General features: G+C 68.8%; 20 protein-coding genes and 1 tRNA gene. 10 read left to right on the top strand and 11 right to left on the bottom strand.

Translation table 11 applies throughout. The annotated features are described in order from the left end of the window. The first annotated feature begins 92 nt into the window (after positions 1–92). Both NOV86_RS11175 and NOV86_RS11170 read left to right on the top strand, forming a co-directional pair. A complete protein-coding gene (locus tag NOV86_RS11175) occupies positions 93–296 on the top strand; it encodes a hypothetical protein (RefSeq protein ID WP_267641470.1) in 204 nt (67 codons plus the stop codon). Between the two features lie 108 nt (positions 297–404). Continuing rightward, the gene (locus NOV86_RS11170) at positions 405–1,124 is read left to right on the top strand and encodes a class I SAM-dependent methyltransferase (protein ID WP_267641469.1); all 720 of its coding nucleotides are present in this window, start codon (positions 405–407) and stop codon (positions 1,122–1,124) included. A gap of 23 nt (positions 1,125–1,147) precedes the next feature. Here the strand turns inward: NOV86_RS11170 and NOV86_RS11165 are convergent, their stop codons facing one another. The 7 genes from NOV86_RS11165 to NOV86_RS11135 form a co-directional block, all read right to left on the bottom strand. Then, positions 1,148–1,903: an ABC transporter ATP-binding protein gene (locus NOV86_RS11165; protein WP_267641468.1), complete on the bottom strand. Its 756-nt coding sequence runs from the start codon at positions 1,901–1,903 to the stop codon at positions 1,148–1,150. 2 nt (positions 1,904–1,905) lie between these two features. Then, positions 1,906–2,661 (bottom strand): ABC transporter ATP-binding protein, encoded by a 756-nt coding sequence (locus tag NOV86_RS11160; RefSeq protein ID WP_267641467.1) that lies wholly within the window; start codon positions 2,659–2,661, stop codon positions 1,906–1,908. Beyond that, entirely contained in the window at positions 2,658–3,701 is a 1,044-nt protein-coding gene (locus NOV86_RS11155; RefSeq protein WP_267641466.1) for a branched-chain amino acid ABC transporter permease, read from the bottom strand. Before NOV86_RS11155 ends, NOV86_RS11160 begins: the two co-directional genes overlap by 4 nt. Further along, complete coding sequence (locus NOV86_RS11150) at positions 3,698–4,612, bottom strand: branched-chain amino acid ABC transporter permease (protein ID WP_267641465.1); 915 nt, start codon at positions 4,610–4,612, stop codon at positions 3,698–3,700. Before NOV86_RS11150 ends, NOV86_RS11155 begins: the two co-directional genes overlap by 4 nt. A 3-nt stretch (positions 4,613–4,615) precedes the next feature. Next, positions 4,616–5,911: an ABC transporter substrate-binding protein gene (locus NOV86_RS11145; protein WP_267641464.1), complete on the bottom strand. Its 1,296-nt coding sequence runs from the start codon at positions 5,909–5,911 to the stop codon at positions 4,616–4,618. A 118-nt stretch (positions 5,912–6,029) separates the two neighbouring features. Further along, positions 6,030–6,881 carry a 5'/3'-nucleotidase SurE gene (gene surE, locus NOV86_RS11140; RefSeq protein WP_267641463.1) on the bottom strand — a complete coding sequence of 284 codons (852 nt, stop codon included), beginning with the start codon at positions 6,879–6,881 and terminating at the stop codon, positions 6,030–6,032. A 57-nt stretch (positions 6,882–6,938) separates the two neighbouring features. Further along, complete coding sequence (locus NOV86_RS11135; protein ID WP_267641462.1) at positions 6,939–7,538, bottom strand: NUDIX domain-containing protein; 600 nt, start codon at positions 7,536–7,538, stop codon at positions 6,939–6,941. A 126-nt stretch (positions 7,539–7,664) separates the two neighbouring features. Here NOV86_RS11135 and NOV86_RS11130 point away from each other — a divergent pair, with 126 nt between their 5' ends. The 5 genes from NOV86_RS11130 (at position 7,665) to NOV86_RS11110 (ending at position 12,267) form a co-directional block, all read left to right on the top strand. Next, positions 7,665–8,243: a magnesium transporter gene (locus NOV86_RS11130; RefSeq protein ID WP_267641461.1), complete on the top strand. Its 579-nt coding sequence runs from the start codon at positions 7,665–7,667 to the stop codon at positions 8,241–8,243. After that, complete coding sequence (locus NOV86_RS11125) at positions 8,244–8,801, top strand: magnesium transporter (RefSeq protein ID WP_267641460.1); 558 nt, start codon at positions 8,244–8,246, stop codon at positions 8,799–8,801. 45 nt (positions 8,802–8,846) lie between these two features. Further along, positions 8,847–9,875 (top strand): hypothetical protein, encoded by a 1,029-nt coding sequence (locus NOV86_RS11120; RefSeq protein WP_267641459.1) that lies wholly within the window; start codon positions 8,847–8,849, stop codon positions 9,873–9,875. Positions 9,876–9,947: 72 nt separating this feature from the next. After that, positions 9,948–10,916: a hypothetical protein gene (locus NOV86_RS11115; protein ID WP_267641458.1), complete on the top strand. Its 969-nt coding sequence runs from the start codon at positions 9,948–9,950 to the stop codon at positions 10,914–10,916. Between the two features lie 292 nt (positions 10,917–11,208). Continuing rightward, positions 11,209–12,267 (top strand): molybdopterin-dependent oxidoreductase, encoded by a 1,059-nt coding sequence (locus NOV86_RS11110; protein WP_267641457.1) that lies wholly within the window; start codon positions 11,209–11,211, stop codon positions 12,265–12,267. Positions 12,268–12,283: 16 nt separating this feature from the next. On the opposite strand, the gene NOV86_RS11105 is transcribed toward NOV86_RS11110, so the two are convergent. The 3 genes from NOV86_RS11105 to NOV86_RS11095 form a co-directional block, all read right to left on the bottom strand. After that, the gene (locus tag NOV86_RS11105) at positions 12,284–12,928 is read right to left on the bottom strand and encodes an HAD family hydrolase (RefSeq protein WP_267641456.1); all 645 of its coding nucleotides are present in this window, start codon (positions 12,926–12,928) and stop codon (positions 12,284–12,286) included. Between the two features lie 289 nt (positions 12,929–13,217). After that, positions 13,218–13,640, bottom strand: coding sequence for an RNA-binding domain-containing protein (locus NOV86_RS11100; RefSeq protein WP_267641455.1), 423 nt, complete (start codon positions 13,638–13,640; stop codon positions 13,218–13,220). Next, positions 13,637–14,209 (bottom strand): AAA family ATPase, encoded by a 573-nt coding sequence (locus tag NOV86_RS11095; protein WP_267641454.1) that lies wholly within the window; start codon positions 14,207–14,209, stop codon positions 13,637–13,639. The genes NOV86_RS11100 and NOV86_RS11095 overlap by 4 nt, the downstream gene beginning before the upstream one ends. Before the next feature lie 114 nt (positions 14,210–14,323). On the opposite strand from NOV86_RS11095, the gene NOV86_RS11090 reads away from it, so the two are divergent. Continuing rightward, positions 14,324–14,701: a YccF domain-containing protein gene (locus tag NOV86_RS11090; RefSeq protein ID WP_267641453.1), complete on the top strand. Its 378-nt coding sequence runs from the start codon at positions 14,324–14,326 to the stop codon at positions 14,699–14,701. A gap of 1 nt (position 14,702) precedes the next feature. Here the strand turns inward: NOV86_RS11090 and NOV86_RS11085 are convergent, their stop codons facing one another. Beyond that, the gene (locus NOV86_RS11085; RefSeq protein ID WP_267641452.1) at positions 14,703–15,419 is read right to left on the bottom strand and encodes a GNAT family N-acetyltransferase; all 717 of its coding nucleotides are present in this window, start codon (positions 15,417–15,419) and stop codon (positions 14,703–14,705) included. 127 nt (positions 15,420–15,546) lie between these two features. Between NOV86_RS11085 and NOV86_RS11080 the strand changes: the two genes are divergently transcribed. Both NOV86_RS11080 and NOV86_RS11075 read left to right on the top strand, forming a co-directional pair. Continuing rightward, a tRNA-Arg gene (locus tag NOV86_RS11080) sits at positions 15,547–15,621 on the top strand. Positions 15,622–15,874: 253 nt separating this feature from the next. After that, complete coding sequence (locus NOV86_RS11075) at positions 15,875–16,297, top strand: twin-arginine translocation signal domain-containing protein (RefSeq protein WP_267641451.1); 423 nt, start codon at positions 15,875–15,877, stop codon at positions 16,295–16,297.

Raw genomic sequence — 16,297 nt, 5'->3', positions numbered from 1 at the left:
CGGGTGGGTGAAGGACTCCCGCCCGACGGCCACCGTTCCCATCGGCTGGGAGTCGACTGCGACGGTTTTAGCCGCGACGCCGTAGCCAGCGTATGCGCAGTCGAACCGGGTACCTGCTGCTGGCGGTCGGGGCGGTGACGTCCGCCGCGCTGGCGCTGGTGTCGTTCCTCGGTGGGCTCGACGGGCTGACGGCCGCGAACCTCGCGTCGCTCTCGCTGCTCGTCGTCGTCGCCGGGCTGGTGGTGTCGCTCCCCTGGTACGTCGCGACCGCGGCCGAGGAAGGTGGGGACGCCTGACTGTCGGGACAGGTTGCGACGGTGGGAACCCCGCGCCAGGTCGGCGACGCTAGGTGTTACCACATTTCATTACAGATTTTTGTAATGTGGGCAGTGTTAGCTAGACTGATGGACGGAGACCCACTGGGGGCCGCCATGCTGGACTACCAGCGCGGCGGCCTCCGCGGCGAGTGTCGATACGTCGACGGCCCGGAGACCGCCGACGGCCACATCCAGGCGAACTACTTCCGCGACATGCGCGACATGGACGAGGCATGGGAACAGGCACTCCTGGCGCTCGGGGAGCCGGTCCTCGACGTGGGCTGTGGCAGCGGCCAGTACGCCCTGTGGCTGCAGGGCCACGGCAGGGACGTCGTCCCCTTCGACGTGAGCCCCGGCGCGGTCGAGGCGGCCCGCGACCGCGGGGTCGAGGACGCCCACGTCGCGGACATGTTCGACATGCCCTACCCCGAGAGCGCGTTCCCCGGCCTGCTGGCGAACGGGACCCAGCTCGGCCTCGGCGGCTCCATCCCAGGAATCCGGGACCTGCTCTGTGAGTTCGCCCGCGTCACGACCAGCGACGCGACCGCGTGGGTCGACGAGTACGACCCCGCGAAGCTCGACGACACCGGCGAGATGTTCGGCTACCGGCCCGACCCACGCGAGGGCGTGGCCCACCGGACGTTCCACTTCGAGTACGACCGCGACGGCGAGCGACTGGTCGGCGAGACGCTGCACTTCCTGCTGGTCGCCCCCGACCGACTGCGGGACGCCTGCGTCGGGACGCCGTGGTCGGTGACCGACGTGGACGAGGGCGAGGTGTACTACAAGGCGAAACTGGAGAAGTAGTCGAGACGGGTGGGTGGAGCCGGTCAGCCGCCGAGGAACTGCCGGCGCACCTCGTCGTCGCCGAGGAGTTCGTCGCCCCGGCCCTCGTAGCGGTTCTCGCCCTGTGCGAGCACGTAGCCGCGGTCGCAGCGCCGCAGCGCCTCCTTGGCGTTCTGCTCGACCATGAGGACGGCCGTCCCGGCGTCGTTCACCTGGTCGATGCGGTCGAACATGTCCGCGACGAGGTCGGGCGCGAGCCCGGCCGACGGCTCGTCGAGCAGGAGCAGGTCGGGGTCGAGCATGAGCGCACAGCCCATCGCGAGCATCTGCTGTTGCCCGCCGGAGAGGGTGCCGGCGTCCTGGTCGACGCGCTCTTCGAGGACCGGGAAGCGGTCGAACACCGCCTGCCGGCGGGCCTCGGGCACCTCGTCGAGGATGTACGCCCCGATGCGGAGGTTCTCCCCGACCGTGAGCGACGGGAAGACGTTCTCGGTCTGGGGGACGTAGCTCATCCCGACCGAGATGACGTCCTCGGGCGGGAGGTCGGTGATATCGGTCCCGTCGAAGGTGATGCTGCCGCCCATGCGGTCGGCGAGCCCGAAGACCGACTTCATCACCGTCGACTTGCCGGCCCCGTTCGGGCCGACGACCGCGACGTACTCGCCCTCGTCGACGTGCAGGTCGACCCCGGAGAGGACCTGCAGGTCGCCGTAGCCCGCGTCGAGGGCAGAGACGTCGAGCAGGTGGTCGGTGCGGCTGTCTGCGTCCGTGTCGTCGTCGTGTGTCGTCGTCTGTTCCATGGTCAACTTCCGAGGTAGGCGTCGATGACGCGCTCGTCGTTCAATACCGTCTCCGGGTCGCCCTCCACGAGCAGGCTGCCCTGCTGGAGCACGACCAGCCGGTCGACGAGGTCGGTCAGCGTCTCGAGTTCGTGCTCGATGACGACCACGGTCATCCCGTCGTCGTTCAGGTCGCGGATGTGGGCCGCGATCTCGTTCGTGAGCGTGGGGTTCACGCCGGCGAAGGGCTCGTCGAGCAACAGCAGGTCGGGCTCGAGCATCAGCACGCGGGCCAGTTCGAGCAGTTTGCGCTGGCCGCCCGAGAGGCTGCTCGCGTACTCGTCGGCGAGCCGTGTCAGCTCGAACGTCTCGATGAGGTCGTCGGCCCGGGCGGCCACCTCGGCCTCCGTGGCCTGCATCTCGTCGGTCCGGAGCAGTGCCGAGAGCGTCTGCTCGCCGGGCTGGTCCGGCGCGGCGAGCCTGACGTTCTCCCGGACGGTCATCGTGTCGAGCTGGCGGGTGTGCTGGAACGTCCGGACCAGCCCCTCGCGGGCGAGCGTGGCGGTGTCCGCGCCGGTCACGTCCTCGCCGTCGAAGCGGACCGTCCCGCCGTCGGGCTGGACGACGCCGCTCACGCAGTTGAAGAACGTCGACTTGCCGGCGCCGTTCGGACCCATGACGCCGACCAGCTCGCCCGCCTCGACCGAGAGCGAGAGGTCGTCGATGGCGACGAGCCCCCCGAACTCCTTGTCGAGGCCGTCGACGTCGAGCAGGCTCACGAGTCCACCTCCAGTTCGCGTTCGTCGCCCCAGATGCCGGCCGGCCGGTACCGGATGACGAGCACGAGGATGAGGCCGACGACGATGAGCCGGATGGACGCGAACTCGCCGGCGCTGACGGGGGCGGCGCCCTGTGCGAACCGCGAGAACAGCCGCAGCCCCATGATGATGGCGAGGCCGCCGAGCACCGCCCGGTGCTTCGACGCGCCGCCGAGCAACATCCCGATCCAGACGGTCACGGTCACCTGGAGCTCGAAGAAGTCCGGCGAGATGGCCCCGTTGTACATCGCGAAGATGCCGCCCGCGAAGCCGGCGAGGGCGGCGCCGTAGACGAACGACTGCATCTTGTAGCTGAACGTCGTCTTGCCGACCGACCGGGTGACCAGCTCGTCGGCCCGGATGGCGCGCAGCACCCGGCCGTAGGGTGCCTCGGTGAGCCGGGCGACGACGGCGAACGTCAGCGCCGCGAAGCCGCCGAACACCAGCAGCGTCGCCACCAGCGTCGCGTCGCGGCTACCCGCGAGGTCGCCGAGGGGCGTCGGGACGCCGAAGATGCCGGTCGACCCGCCGAAGACGTCGGTGAAGTTGATGAACAGCGAGTGGAAGATCTCGGCGGTCGCGAGCGTCGCGATGGCGAGGAAGTCCCCGCGCAGGCGCAGCGAGGTCGCTCCGACGAACGCGCCGAGGAGCGCGGCGACGAGGACGCCCGCGAGGAGGCCGAGCGGCCACGGGTAACCCAGCGCGATACCCTCGAAGGAGTCGACCGCCGAGAGCATCGCCACCGTGTACGCGCCGGCCGCGAAGAACACGACGTGCCCGAAGTTCACGAGCCCCGTGTGGCCGTACTGGAGGTCGAGCCCCAGCACGAGGATGCCGTAGACGACGAACAGGATGCCGACCTCGAAGAACACGTAGAGGTCACCCGGAATCGTCACCGTGACCGGGGTGGCCGCGATGGCGAGCCCCAGCACGATGGCGACGACGCCGATGACCAGTGCCCGGTCGGAGTCGTGGTCGGGGAGCGAGTCGCGGAGGCTCATGCCTTACGCACCTCCCGGCCGGCGATACCGCTCGGTCTGACGAGCAGGACGACGACGAGGATGACGAAGGCCACCGCCGACGAGATGCCGGTCATCCCCGAGGGGAGGAACGCCGTCGAGAGCGCGAGTACGACCCCGATGACGTACGAGCCGGCGATGGCGCCGTAGGGGCTGCCCGCCCCGCCGAGGATGGCGGCCGAGAGTATCTGGAGTATCTGGCTGAACCCCGTCGTGACGCTGACGTTCGTCTGGATGCCGAGCAACACGCCGGCCAGTCCCGCCAGTACGCCGGCGAGCACCCAGACGCTGTTGCGGATGAACTGGGTGTCGACGCCCCGGACGCGGGCGAGCGCCTCGTCGTCGCTCATCGCCCGCATCGCGATGCCGACGTCGGTCCGGGTCAGGACCGCGTGCAGGACGAGGAACACGGCGAGGGCACAGCCGACGACGACGAGCTGCTGGGAGGTCACGAAGAAGCTCCCGAGCAGGTCGACCGGCCCGACCGCGAGGTCGGGCACGCCCTGGAACCGCCACGTCGCCGTCTCGGTGTCGTAGTACCGGGCGCTCCGCCCCGCGAACAGCCGGATGGCGTTGCGGAGGATGAGCCCGAGCCCGATGGACGTCAGCAGCATCGGGATGGGGCCGGTGTGATTGATGGGCGTGAAGAAGACCTTCGCGAGCAGGAGGCTCGCGATGCCCCCGCCGGCCATCGCGACGAGCACCGCCACCGGCAGCGGGAGCGGGAGCGCACTCGCCGTGAGCAGCCCGATGAACGCCCCGACGGTGATGTACTCGCCGTAGGCGAAGTTGATCATGTCCACGATGCCGTAGATGAGGGTGAACCCGATGGCCGCGATGGCGATGTACGAGCCGGTGACCAGCCCGAAGATGAGGTTCTGTGCGAGCCCCATCGATCAGTACTCGCCCTCCGGCACGAACTCCCGGAGGTCCTCCGCCGGGATGGTCTCGACCTGGCCGAACTGGCCGTTCTGGACCTCGTTGATGACGACCGACCCGACGACGTTGCCGAACTGGGTGAACGTCACGGGCGTCGCGGCACCCATGTACTTGATCTCGTCGCCGTTGTCGAGGGCCTCCTTCCCCTCGGCGAAGGTCGAGACCTCCGTCCCGGGGCCGCGCGACACCGGGCCGAGGTTCTGTTCGATGGCCTCCGGCGTCGCCTCGCCGGCGCGTTCGAGCGCCAGCGCGGTGACCATCGTGGCGTCCCACGCTGGCGGCGTCCAGGCGTTGATCTCGGCGTCGCCCTCGGCGCTGTTGTAGGCGCTCTCGAAGGTGCCGTAGCTCGGGCCGGACTCGCCCGGGCTGGCCGCCCACGCCCCGTTCAGGTCGCTCCCGACCTGCTCGGCGAGGTCGTTCTGGGCCAGTGGGTCCGAGAGGATGGGCTGGCGCCCGTAGCCGCCGTCGGACCAGTCGCTCATGAGCGTGATGGCGTCCTCCAGCGGGAGGCTCACCGCGAACGCGCTGAATTCGGCCTGGAACAGCCGGTCGAGCGCGGACTGGTAGTTCGACTCGCCCTGGGCCACCTCGACCTGCTCGGCGACGGTGCCGCCGTTGGCCTCGTAGGCGCTCGTGAACCCGCTCGCCCAGCTCCGTGCGCCGGAGGTGGTGCCGTTGATGACGCCGACCGTGTCGTGGCCCTGGTCGAGCGCGCGCAGCGCCGCACCCGCGGTGTGGACGGTGTCGCTGATGACGGTCCGCCAGATCCACTCGTCGTCGCTCACGTCGTCCGGCGTGCCGTGGTCGCCGCCGCGGGTGTCGAGGAAGTTCGACCCCGGCCACGGCGTCACCACCGGCGTCTCCTGCTCCTGCAGGAACTCGAACAGCGGTTCGAGTTCGCTCGAGAACAGCCCGAGCAACGCGATGGCGTCCTCGTTCTCCGTGAGTTGCGTGACGACGGTGCGTGCCTGCTGTGGGTTCACCGCCGTGTCGGAGCGTTCGAGCACGAGTTCGCGTCCGAGTGGTCCACCCGCGTCGTTGATCTGCTGTACCGCGACGTCGGTCGCCTTCGAGACGCCCGGCTGCAGGAAGTCCCACTGGCCGGTCTGTGCCGCCGGTTGCCCGAAGGTGATGGCGCCACCACCGCCACCACCACCGAGTCCGAGACACCCCGCAGTCGCCGCGAGACTGCCCGCGCCGCCGATCTTCAGGAACGTTCTCCGGTCCACCGACCGCTTGCCATTTCCAACCATGGGACAAGGTTACACTGGTCGTTCAAATAGCTTTCCCGCATTTTTTAATCGATTCCTTTCATTTTGGGCCACTCAGCGGTTATCGCGGCCGGTTACACATCGGCGACCTTTACCGGTATCAGGTGAGGTTCAGCTGCTCGACGATGGCGTCGAGTTTCTCGTGGTGGGTGGCCTCGCGGGGCGCGGTCAGGGGCGAGACGCTGACCTCGCCGTCGGCGACGGCCCGCCGGTCGCTCCCGACGGGGTAGCGCTCGCGCACCTCGTCGATGTCCGGGAAGGGGTTCTCGTAGCCCTCGACGTGGGGCCAGAACTTGTCGCGCAGGGCGATGACCTCGCCGTCCTCGCCGACCTCGACCGGGAGGTCGGCGTCCGCGGGGTCGACCTGGTTGTGTTCGACGCGCACGTCGAAGTCGCCGTGGGGGTGGGTGACCCGGATGCGCGGGTCGGTCGCGTCGACCGGCCCGTTCACGTTGAGGATGTCGACCGCCTCGAAGACGTCCGCGTCGAGGCAGTCCTCGACGAGCTCGCGGGTGATGCGCGCGGGGGTGGAGAAGTCGTACTCCTCGGGCGGGTGGGTGTAGAACTCGACGTTGTGGTACGCCGAGGCGGCCACCGCGGGGGTGCCGAGGAAGGCGGCCTCCATCGCCGCACCGACCGTCCCCGAGCGCCCGAGGACGTACGCGCCCATGTTCGGGCCGTGGTTGATGCCGGAGACGACGAGGTCGAAGTCGGTGTCGAGGCCGCGAAGCCCGTAGGCCACGCAGTCCGCCGGGGTGCCGGCGATGGCGTAGCCCCACTCGTGCTCGGTCCGGGTGGTGTACGTCGTCCGCTTCCGGCCGACGCCGGACTGGTTGTCGGCGGGCGCGACGACCGTCACGTCGCCGAGTTCGGTCAGTTCGCGGCGGATGGCGGCCAGCCCCGCGCCCGTGATGCCGTCGTCGTTCGTCAGGAGGATATCGAGGTCGCGCACGGTGGTTGCGGATTCGCTCGGGGGAGAGTAAGTCTTCGGGAGTCCGGGCGTGTCGCGTTATCGGTCGTCCTCGCCGTCGTGCTCGACGAGCAGGTCACGGATCCGCTCCCTGTCGAGCATGTTCTCGGGCAGCTCCTCTGGCCCGAACCAGTCCACGTCGGTGATCTCGGGTTCACCACTGGGCACCTTGTGAGCCGGCGCGGCCCGCCGCCCACCGACCTTCCGGCCGGTGTACACCACGAGTGGGATGCGGATCAGTTCGTCGTGGCCGTAGTCGTAGGCGAAGTCGCGGTGGTAGAAGATTCCCGTTATCTCGGCCTCGATGTTCGTCTCCTCGTAGACCTCCCGGACCGCGGTCTCGGCCAGCGTCTCGCCGGGGTCCTGTGCCCCGCCGGGGGTCATCCAGCCGTCCTTGTAGCCGATCTCGGTACAGAGCACCTGCCCGTCGTCGACGACGACGATGCCCGCGGAGCCAGCGAGGCGGTCCAGTTGCTCCTCGATGGAGCCGGGGAACGAGTCGGGCTGGTAGTACGCCGGTTCGGTGACGAGGGGGTCCAGTTCGGGCGCCTCGTCGAACCCCTCGCAGGCGTCCTCGCGCATGCCGCGAGCACGCTCTCGGAGGGCGTCGGCGATGGCGCGGCGGTCGACAGCGTCCATACCCGAACGTTCGTGGGTCGTGCCAAAAATCATGTGCCGGTGTGCCACGGTGTCGGGTCCGCCGTCCGGCTCGCGGCATTCGCCGCGTGACCTGTTTTTATGCCGCCGGCCTGCAACTCGACAGACATGAGTGTCCGCGAGGTCGCGCTGGAAGCCTACCGCGAGGCGGTGCCCGCACTCGCCGCCAGCATCGTGGGCGGGCTGTTCGCGGGCGTCGTGCTGGGCGGCATGCGCAGCGAGCTCGAGGCCGTGCAGGGCCTGCTCGTGCTCGTCCCTGCCCTGCTGGCGACCCGCGGGAACGTGTTCGGGTCGCTCGGCGCGCGCCTCTCGACCGGCCTCCACCAGGGGCTGGTCGACCCCTACGTCGACCTCTCGGACGACCGGCTCCGGGGCGCGGTCGCGGCCGCGCTCTCGAACGGCATCTTCGTCAGCATGTTCTCCGCGACCGCGGTGTTCGTCGTCCTCACGCTGCTCTCGGCCCCGGTCGCGCCGCTGCCGACGCTCCTGGCCATCGCCACCCTCGCCGGCCTGTTCTCGGGGACCGCCCTGACCATCGCGGTCGTCGGCGTCGTCTTCGCCGGCTACCGCCGGGGGCGCAACCCCGACACGCTCGTCGGCCCGCTCGTGACGACCACGGGCGACGTCTTCGGCGTCGCCTTCCTCCTGCTCGCCGTGCGAATCGTCCTCGGACTGGGAGGGGGATAGATGCCGGAGCAATGGACCGTCCGGGACATCTCGCGGGCGATGCTCCCCCTGCTGCTCGCGCTCTCGACCGTGGAGATCGCCTCCGGGCTCGTGCTGGGCAGCATCGAGGACATCCTGCTCGCGAAACCCGCGTTGCTGGTGCTGGTGCCCGTCACCATCGGGACCGCCGGGAACCTCGGCTCCATCCTCGCGGCCCGGCTCTCGACCGCGGTCCACCTCGGGACCGTCGAGTTCGAACCGACCGACGACACCCTCGCGGGGAACGCCCTCGCCACGGTCGCACTGGCGCTCTCGGTCTTCCCCATCGTGGGCGCGGGAGCCTGGGTGCTGACGGAGCTGACGGTCGGAGCGGTGCTGGGCCCGCTGGACGTGGTGCTCGTCGCGTTCTCCGCCGGGGCGGTGCTGGCCGTCCTCGCCATCGCGGTCACGCTGACCGCGACCTACGCCGCCTACCGGCTCGGGCTCGACCCCGACGACGTGGTCATCCCCGTCGTGACGAACACCTGTGACGTGCTCGGGGTGCTCGTCCTCTTCGGGGTCGTCGCCGTCCTCCTCTAGCCATGGAGCCCAAAAGGTCAAGTCCGGTCACCGGAAGTACCGAACATGAATCGACGTTCGTACCTCCGCTCGCTCGCGGTGACCGCGACGGCGCTCTCCCCTGTCCTCGCCGGATGTAACGAGAACGACATCTCCGGCGGCGACGAGGCCGGCGGCGGTGGCGGCGGAGACGACGACGGTGGCGGCGAGTCGACCGAGACGGCGACACAGACGCCCGAGGAACGCGCCGAGACCCACATCAAGGAGGCCGTCGGCGCCCTGAACAAGGTCGGGTTCAAGCTCCAGGAACTGGAGGACCAGCTGCAGGAGGACCCCTCGAGCGTCGAGTTCGACGTCGAGGCGACCCGCGCGATGGTCGAGTCCGCCCGGAGCGACCTCGACGCGGCAGCCGACCTCGCGACCGCCGAGCAGACGAAGGACGTGCAGGCGCTGCGCCACCTCGCGACCATCATCGCCGCGATGGCGAACGCGGTCGAGACGCTGCAGAGCACCGACCCGAACGCCCGCCTCGAGGAGATACAGAGCACCATCGAGAACGAGGAGTACGAGACGGCGCTGACGATGCTCCGGGAGTCGAAGGAGACGCTCCAGACGACCGCCGACCACGTCGACGAGGCGCTCGCGGCCGCGGCCGAGGTCGACGGCGAGCGCCTGAAGGCGCTGAACGCGGTCGAGCTCTCGCAGGTCCGGCCGCCCCTCGAGACCATCGACCGGCAGGTGGACGCGTTCATCACGCTCGCGACCGGCTTCGAGCAGATGCTGCTCGGGCGCGAGGACCTCGCGGCCGCCGAGGCACACCTGGAGAACAAGGAGGCCGCCGCGGCCGAGGAGGACCTCCAGAAGGCCAAGACGCACTTCACGTCCTCGCAGTCGACGTTCGACAGCATGGGGAGCGACGCCCCCGAGGACATCAGCGGCCACCTCGAACGTGCGCGCTGTCAGGCCGGCCACCTCGTCGCGGCGACCGAGCACTTCCAGCAGGCCGCCGAGGCGTTCCAGGACAACGACCCCCTCACCGCCAGCCAGGAGCGCGACGCCGGCAAGGCGGACCTCCAGAAGGTCAACGACTGCTGACGGCCGGGACAGGAGCGGGCAAGCGACCCCGAACCCGACGGGGCTTTTTCCCTGCGGTACGAACGCGGCGACGTGAACCTCCCGGTCGACCTGCTGGTGACGGTCCTGCGCCGCGTGCTCTACATCGCGGTGTTCCTCGGCATCGGCGTGACGCTGGCGAACCTCGCCGTCGAGTTCGGCGCGGTGGACGCCATCGCCCGGTTCGCCCGGCCGCTGACCCGCCCGGCGAACCTCCCCGACGAGGTCGGGACGGCCATCCTCGCGACGACCGCCTCCCCGACCGCCGGGTACGGCATGCTCGCGGAGTTCCGCGAGGCCGGCACCCTCGACGACCGGGCGACCCTCGTCGCGGTCACCGTCAACACCTTCTTCGGCTTCGCCCAGCACATCGTGACGTTCTACGCCCCGGTCCTGATTCCCATCCTCGGCCTGAAGGTGGGCCTGCTGTACGTCGGTGCCCGGGCGGCCATCTCGCTCGCCATCACCCTGACGGGCGTCGCGGCGGGTGCGCTCTTGCTCTCGCCGGACAACGTCGACCCCGACTCCATGCCCAGCGACGTGGCCTCCGACGGCGGCGAGGAGGCGGTCAAACCCCGCCGCGAGAAGGTCACCGACGCGCTCGCCAGCACGAAGGACAAGATACTGGACATCCTCCCGCGCCTGCTCGTCGTCTACACCCTCGTCGCCGTCGTGACCGAGACGACCGACCTGACGGCCGTGACCGGGGTGGCGGAGCCGGTGACCTCGCTGATCGGGTTGCCGGGGGCGGCCGCGGCCGTCATCGCCGTCTTCGCCATCGACACCACCAGCGGCGCGCTGGTCATCGCACCCATGCTCGAGGACGTGTTCACGCCCCAGACCGCCGTTGCGACCATGCTCGTCGGCGGTATCGTCTCCTTCGCGGTGTCGACGTTCAAGCGCTCCATCCCCTTCCAGTTCGGCATCTGGGGCGCCGAGTTCGGGACGAAGGTCGTGGTCGTGAACACCGTGCTGAAGGTGGTGTTCATCGCGGTGGCGCTGGTGTTCCTGCTGGTGCCGTGAATTCAGGGTGGCGCCGGCCGTCGGTATCACTGAGGGCGTGAGATTCCTGTTTCGTGTTTCGGGTGTCTGTGAGAAGAGCAGCGAGCTCGCGCTGGCGGCATGGAGACCGCACCACAGCCTCCCCAGCCGATTCCGGTGCTCGTCCGCTCCACTACGTTCCGCTCCCTGCGCTCCTCATCCCTCGCGCGTCCTGTTCGCGGACTCGTTTCACTCGTCACGCTCACCAGCACGCGCCACCGCAGCTGTTCACTCGCCCCCACGCTCATCTTCCTGCACTCCCTAGCCCAACCCAATGTCGCGCCGGTCCCTCGCCCCCTCGCCCAGCGTGGTCGACGCGGGCATCCTCGTCGCGGTCCTCGCGGAGGCCGCCACGGGCCTGCTGAGCCTGACGGCCCGGCCCGACGACGGCTGGCTGTTCGTCGTGCACGGCGTCGTGGGGCTGGTGCTCGTGGTGCTGCTCGGGCTGAAGTTCTGGCGGGTGTGGCGACGTGTCACCGGCACGCTGACCCGCACCGTCGCGGTCTCCATCCTCCTCTCGGTGCTGGCCGTGACGGCCCTCGTGACGGGGGTCGCCTGGACCCTCGGCGGGACCTCGCCGGTGCCGGGGGTGACCTTGCTCGTCCTGCATGGGTATCTCGGCGCGCTCCTCCTGCCCGTGCTGCTCGTCCACCTGCTCGCCCGGTTCCGGCTGCCGGACCGCGAGACCGTCGCGGAGCGCCGGAACGCCCTCAAGATGGGCGGGCTGCTGGTCGGCGGGGCCGCGGTCTGGCGGCTCCAGCAGGGGGTCGCGACGGACCTCGTCCCGAGCCGGCGGTTCACCGGCTCGCGCGAGGACGGGAGCGACGAGGGCAACGCCTTCCCGGTGACGAGCTGGGTCGCGGACGACCCCGACCCGGTTGCAGTCGACGATTGGCGGCTGGCGGTCCGCGGGGCGGTCGAGACACCCCGCGAACTCCGGTACGAGGACCTGCCGAAACCGAGTGAGGGCGAGGCGGGCGAGACCCGTGCCCTGCTCGACTGCACCAGCGGCTGGTACTCCGAGCACGACTGGCAGGGCGTCCGCGTCGGCGACCTGCTCGATTCTGCGGGCGCGGACCCGGATGCGGGCTGGGTTCGCTTCCGGTCCGTGACGGGCTACCGGTGGTCCCTGCCGGCAGAGGAGGCACGTGAGGCCCTGCTGGCGACCCACGTCGACGGCGAGCGACTGAGCCACGGCCACGGCTTCCCGGCCCGGCTGGTCGCCCCGGACCGGCGGGGGTTCCAGTGGGTGAAGTGGGTCGAGGCCGTCGAGGTGCGGTACCAGAACGACCCGGCGCAGTGGCTGGCGACGCTGGTGTCCGGGTTCGACTGACGAAGAGGACGCAGCCTCAGCCGAGCAGCGACAGCAGCGACCCCAGTTCCTCCAGACTGGCGACCCGCGCCCCGGCGCTCCCGCGGTCGAGGTGGACGGCGCGGAAGCCGGCCTCGCGGGCGCCCTGCACGTCCGGTTCGTAGTCGTCCCCGACCATGACGAACTGGTCGATATCGTCGGGAGCGCGCTCCCTCGCGAGGTCGAACACCGCCGGGTCGGGCTTGTGCGCACCGGCCTCGTAGGAGGTGACCACGGTGTCGAACAGCCCGCCGAGGTCGTGGTGGGCGAGCTTGCTTCGCTGCCACTCGGGCACCCCGTTCGTGAGCACCCCGAGGTGGTGGCGCTCCCAGAGCGCCTCGAACAGGGTTCGTGCCTCCGCGGAGACGTGGGTCATCGCGAGTTCGTGCTCCTGCAGGCTGTCCCGGAGGGCCGCCGGGTCGGCATCGGCGTCGGCCTCCTCGCACACCTCCTCCATCGCGCCGAGGACCGGCTCCGGCCCGACCGCCTGGAACCGGCGGTAGAACGCCTCGTCGTAGGTCTCGATGAGGTCGTCCGGGGCGTGGCCGAAGTGGTCGGTGAGGGCGTCCGCGATGACGTCGCCGTAGTCGCGGGTGAACTCGACGACGGTCCCGTCGAGGTCGAAGAAGACGGCTGTCGACATGTTGTGTTGGATTGTCGGGTTCGGGATAAGTCGGTACCGGTGGTGTGTCTGTTCGTGACACGCGCTCTGTCCAGGATGAACGGTGGTGGCTGTGTCGAGAGCAGGGATACTAGCGCCGATGGCAGTGGAAACCGCACCACACCCTCCCCAGCCGATTGCGCTCCTCGCTTCACTACGTTTCACTGCGGTGCTCATCCCTCGCGCGGCTTGTCTCGCAGTCTCACTACCGCTCGACATACTCGAAAGCACGCGCCACCCGGTACCGAGATCGCAAGAAGCGAGTCGAACGTTACCGCCCGTCGTCGCCGGATTCGAGGGGCTTCCCGTCCTGCGTCGGCGGGGCGACGTAGTCGACGAACTCGTCCACACTGGGGTCTTTCACCCGAACCCTGACGTGGATGTCGCCCAGCTCGTCGGGATTGCCGACCGCGAAGTTGACCCGGCCCTGGAAGGCGGCCTGCTTCTTCAGGTCGAACTCGAAGGTGTCGCCCTCCTGGCCGTCGAAGAACTGTCCGCGGGCGGTGTCGAGGATCTCCTGCTCGTGGAGGCGCTCGGAGAAGTGCTCCAGCTGGTGGGTCGTCGCCATGAGTTCGCCGGGGTACTCCTCGACCTCGGCCTCGGGGAACAGGTTCGTGATGGCGTCGGCCACCCGGTCGGTGACCTCGGTGTCGTTGACGGGTGCCGTGATCTGGACGTCGACGCTGTATATCATCGCTCCACCTCCCGGACCGCCTCGGGGCCCTCCTCCAGCAGGGCCGTTATCTTGGTCCGGAACGTCGCCAGCGTGTCCGTGTTGTCGATGACGACGTCCGCCCGGGCCATCGCGTCGTCCATGCCGAAGCCGCGCTCGCGCTCGTCGCGGGCTTCGAGGCTCTCGCCGCCCTCGTCCTCGCCCTTGTCGCGGCCGCGGTCGGCCAGGCGTTCCTTGCGGACCTCGAAGGGCGCCTCGATGCTGACGAGGACGAAGTCGTCACCGAACTCCTCGCGGAAGGCGTCGAGTTCGACGCCGGAGCGGAGGCCGTCGACGAGGACGGTGTCGCTGTCCTCGAGTTCCTCGCGGATCATCGGGAGCGAGCGCTCCGCGATGGCGGCCGGGCCGTTCTCCTCGCGGAGCGCGGTGGCGATCTCGCCGTGGTGCGTGGCCGGGTCCAGCCCGCGGTCGCGACACTCCTGGCGGATGACGTCGCCCATCGTCACGACCGGGATGTCGTGCTCGCGGGCGACGGTGGCCGCCTCACCTTTGCCGCTGCCGGGCAGGCCGACGGTGCCGATGACGGTCATCGGGGGAGCCTATTCGTGACGGCGGCTTAACCCCACCGCTCTCGCCCCTGCAGGGTGCTCCCGGACACGTCTGCTCCCGCTAGCGTTTTGCACCTCGCGTGCGTCACTGCCGACATGGCTCGTTCGTTTCCCGTCCGTGCACTCTGGTTCCTCCTCGTGGGCTGGTGGCTCACGTTCATCGTCATCAACGTCGCGTGGTTCCTGAACGTCACGATAATCGGCCTTCCCCTCGGTATCAAGCTCATCAACCGCGTCCCGACCGTCCTCACGCTGAAAGAGCGAAGGACGGTCATGGACCCCGACGAAGACGGGCGCAGCCAGCGCGGCCTGCTGGTCCGCGCGGTCTACTTCGTGTTCGTCGGCTGGTGGCTCAGCCTCCTGTGGGCCAACGTCGCGTGGGCCTTCTCGGCCTCCATCATCGGCCTGCCCATCGGCGTCATCATGTTCAACTACCTGCCCTACGTCACGTCGCTGTACCGCTTCGACGGCTGAATCACCCGGTCTCGGCCAGGACCGAGGTGGCGAACCGCTCGAACCCCAGTCCTTCTGCGAGCGCGACCGACCACGGCCACGCGTCCAGCGTCCGGTACTGCGCCAGCAGGTCTGCCGCCAGCGCCTGCTCGGTCGCCCGCGAGACGACGGCGCGACCGTTGCCTTCCCCGCGGTGGGCCGGGTGCGTGACGACCCCGATGTGGGCGATTCGGTCGTCCCAGACCTCGCAGCCGGCAGCCGCGACGAGTCGGTCCTCGTGGAACAGGCCGACCGTCCTGTCGGGGACGAACTCGGGGCCGCCGGCGTCCCAGTCCGAGTCGGGAACCGCCTCGCGGAATCGGTCGAAGGCGGGCCTGTCGACGCGGGTCAGCAGCCGAGCGCCGGACTCGACTGGGTCGAACGAAGACTCGTCGGTGTAGCCGAGGAACGCCGGGCCGTGTACCTCGGAGATCGACGCGAGCGACGCGACCACCTCTCGAATCGCGTCGGGGTCCGAGAGGTCGAGGGCGCCGAGTTCCTCGCGACGATTCCGAAGTTCCGGGACGAGCGACTCCGGTGCCCCGACCACGAGTGACCCATCACCGGCGAGCAGCTCGATATCGGCCCCTGCCGACGCGCCGACGGTGACGCCCTCGTCCGCGAAGGCGTCGGCGGTGACGCCGAGCTCGGCGGCCCAGTAGCTCCGCAACTCGTGTTCGGTCCCCGGGTCGAGTGCCATGGGACGTGCGAGGGCCGGTCGTGCAAAAACAGTTGCACTCGATTGTGAGACGGTACCAGTTGTCGAACCCGGAGACGGGCACCGAATCCAGACTGCTTTTTTACGAGGACGACGTAGCCGGTTCCGAGGGCACGTAGCTCAGCCAGGATAGAGCGTCGGACTTCTAATCCGATGGCCGTGGGTTCAAATCCCATCGTGCTCGTCGATTCTGCGAGGAACGGACGTGACGAGTGAATCGACCAACAGAGATGGATTTGAACCAGCGAGCGAAGTGAAACGGAGCGAGTGAGGTTCAAATCCCATCGTGCTCTCCAACCGGTCGATTCCCAGTCCACACGCTCGGTTGGCTCTATGGAACCCCTCAGAACGTGACGTGGAGTGCGTGCAACATACAGAGGAGATACCTAGTCAGTACGACACAAGACACATTAGACTACTTTCAGATATGCGAGTATATGAATCGGCGAACGTTCCTCGCTGGTACTGGAACTGCGGTCGGTACATTGCTTTCCGGGTGTTCGGCCCTCTCTTCTCAGGAGAAGAACCTCGGCCTGGTCGTTCTCAATCGTGATGAGACGTCACACAGGGTTGGAATCAAGCTTCTGAGACCAAACGCTGACGATTATAACGAAGCACGTGTCTACAGCGGGCAGGTGAATCTTCCAGCAGGAAGTTCAGGCGAACCCACCGAAGTAACGCGGGACGGCGTCGCTGAAAGACATCCATACATCGTCCAGATAGATCTGTATGATGTGGAACGGCGAATCGCTCCATATCATTTCTACCCGGGTTGCGACGGGCCTGATGAAAGCCTCGTGATCGAAGTCGACTCTGCTGACGATGGACGGGTCTATTTCCAATTCCTCGTCGACTGTTGA

The sequence above is a fragment of the Haloarchaeobius amylolyticus genome (assembly GCF_026616195.1).
Lineage (GTDB): Archaea > Halobacteriota > Halobacteria > Halobacteriales > Natrialbaceae > Haloarchaeobius > Haloarchaeobius amylolyticus.
The sequence above is the reverse complement of the archived record's forward strand: the minus strand, read 5'-3'. Positions and strand labels throughout refer to the sequence as shown.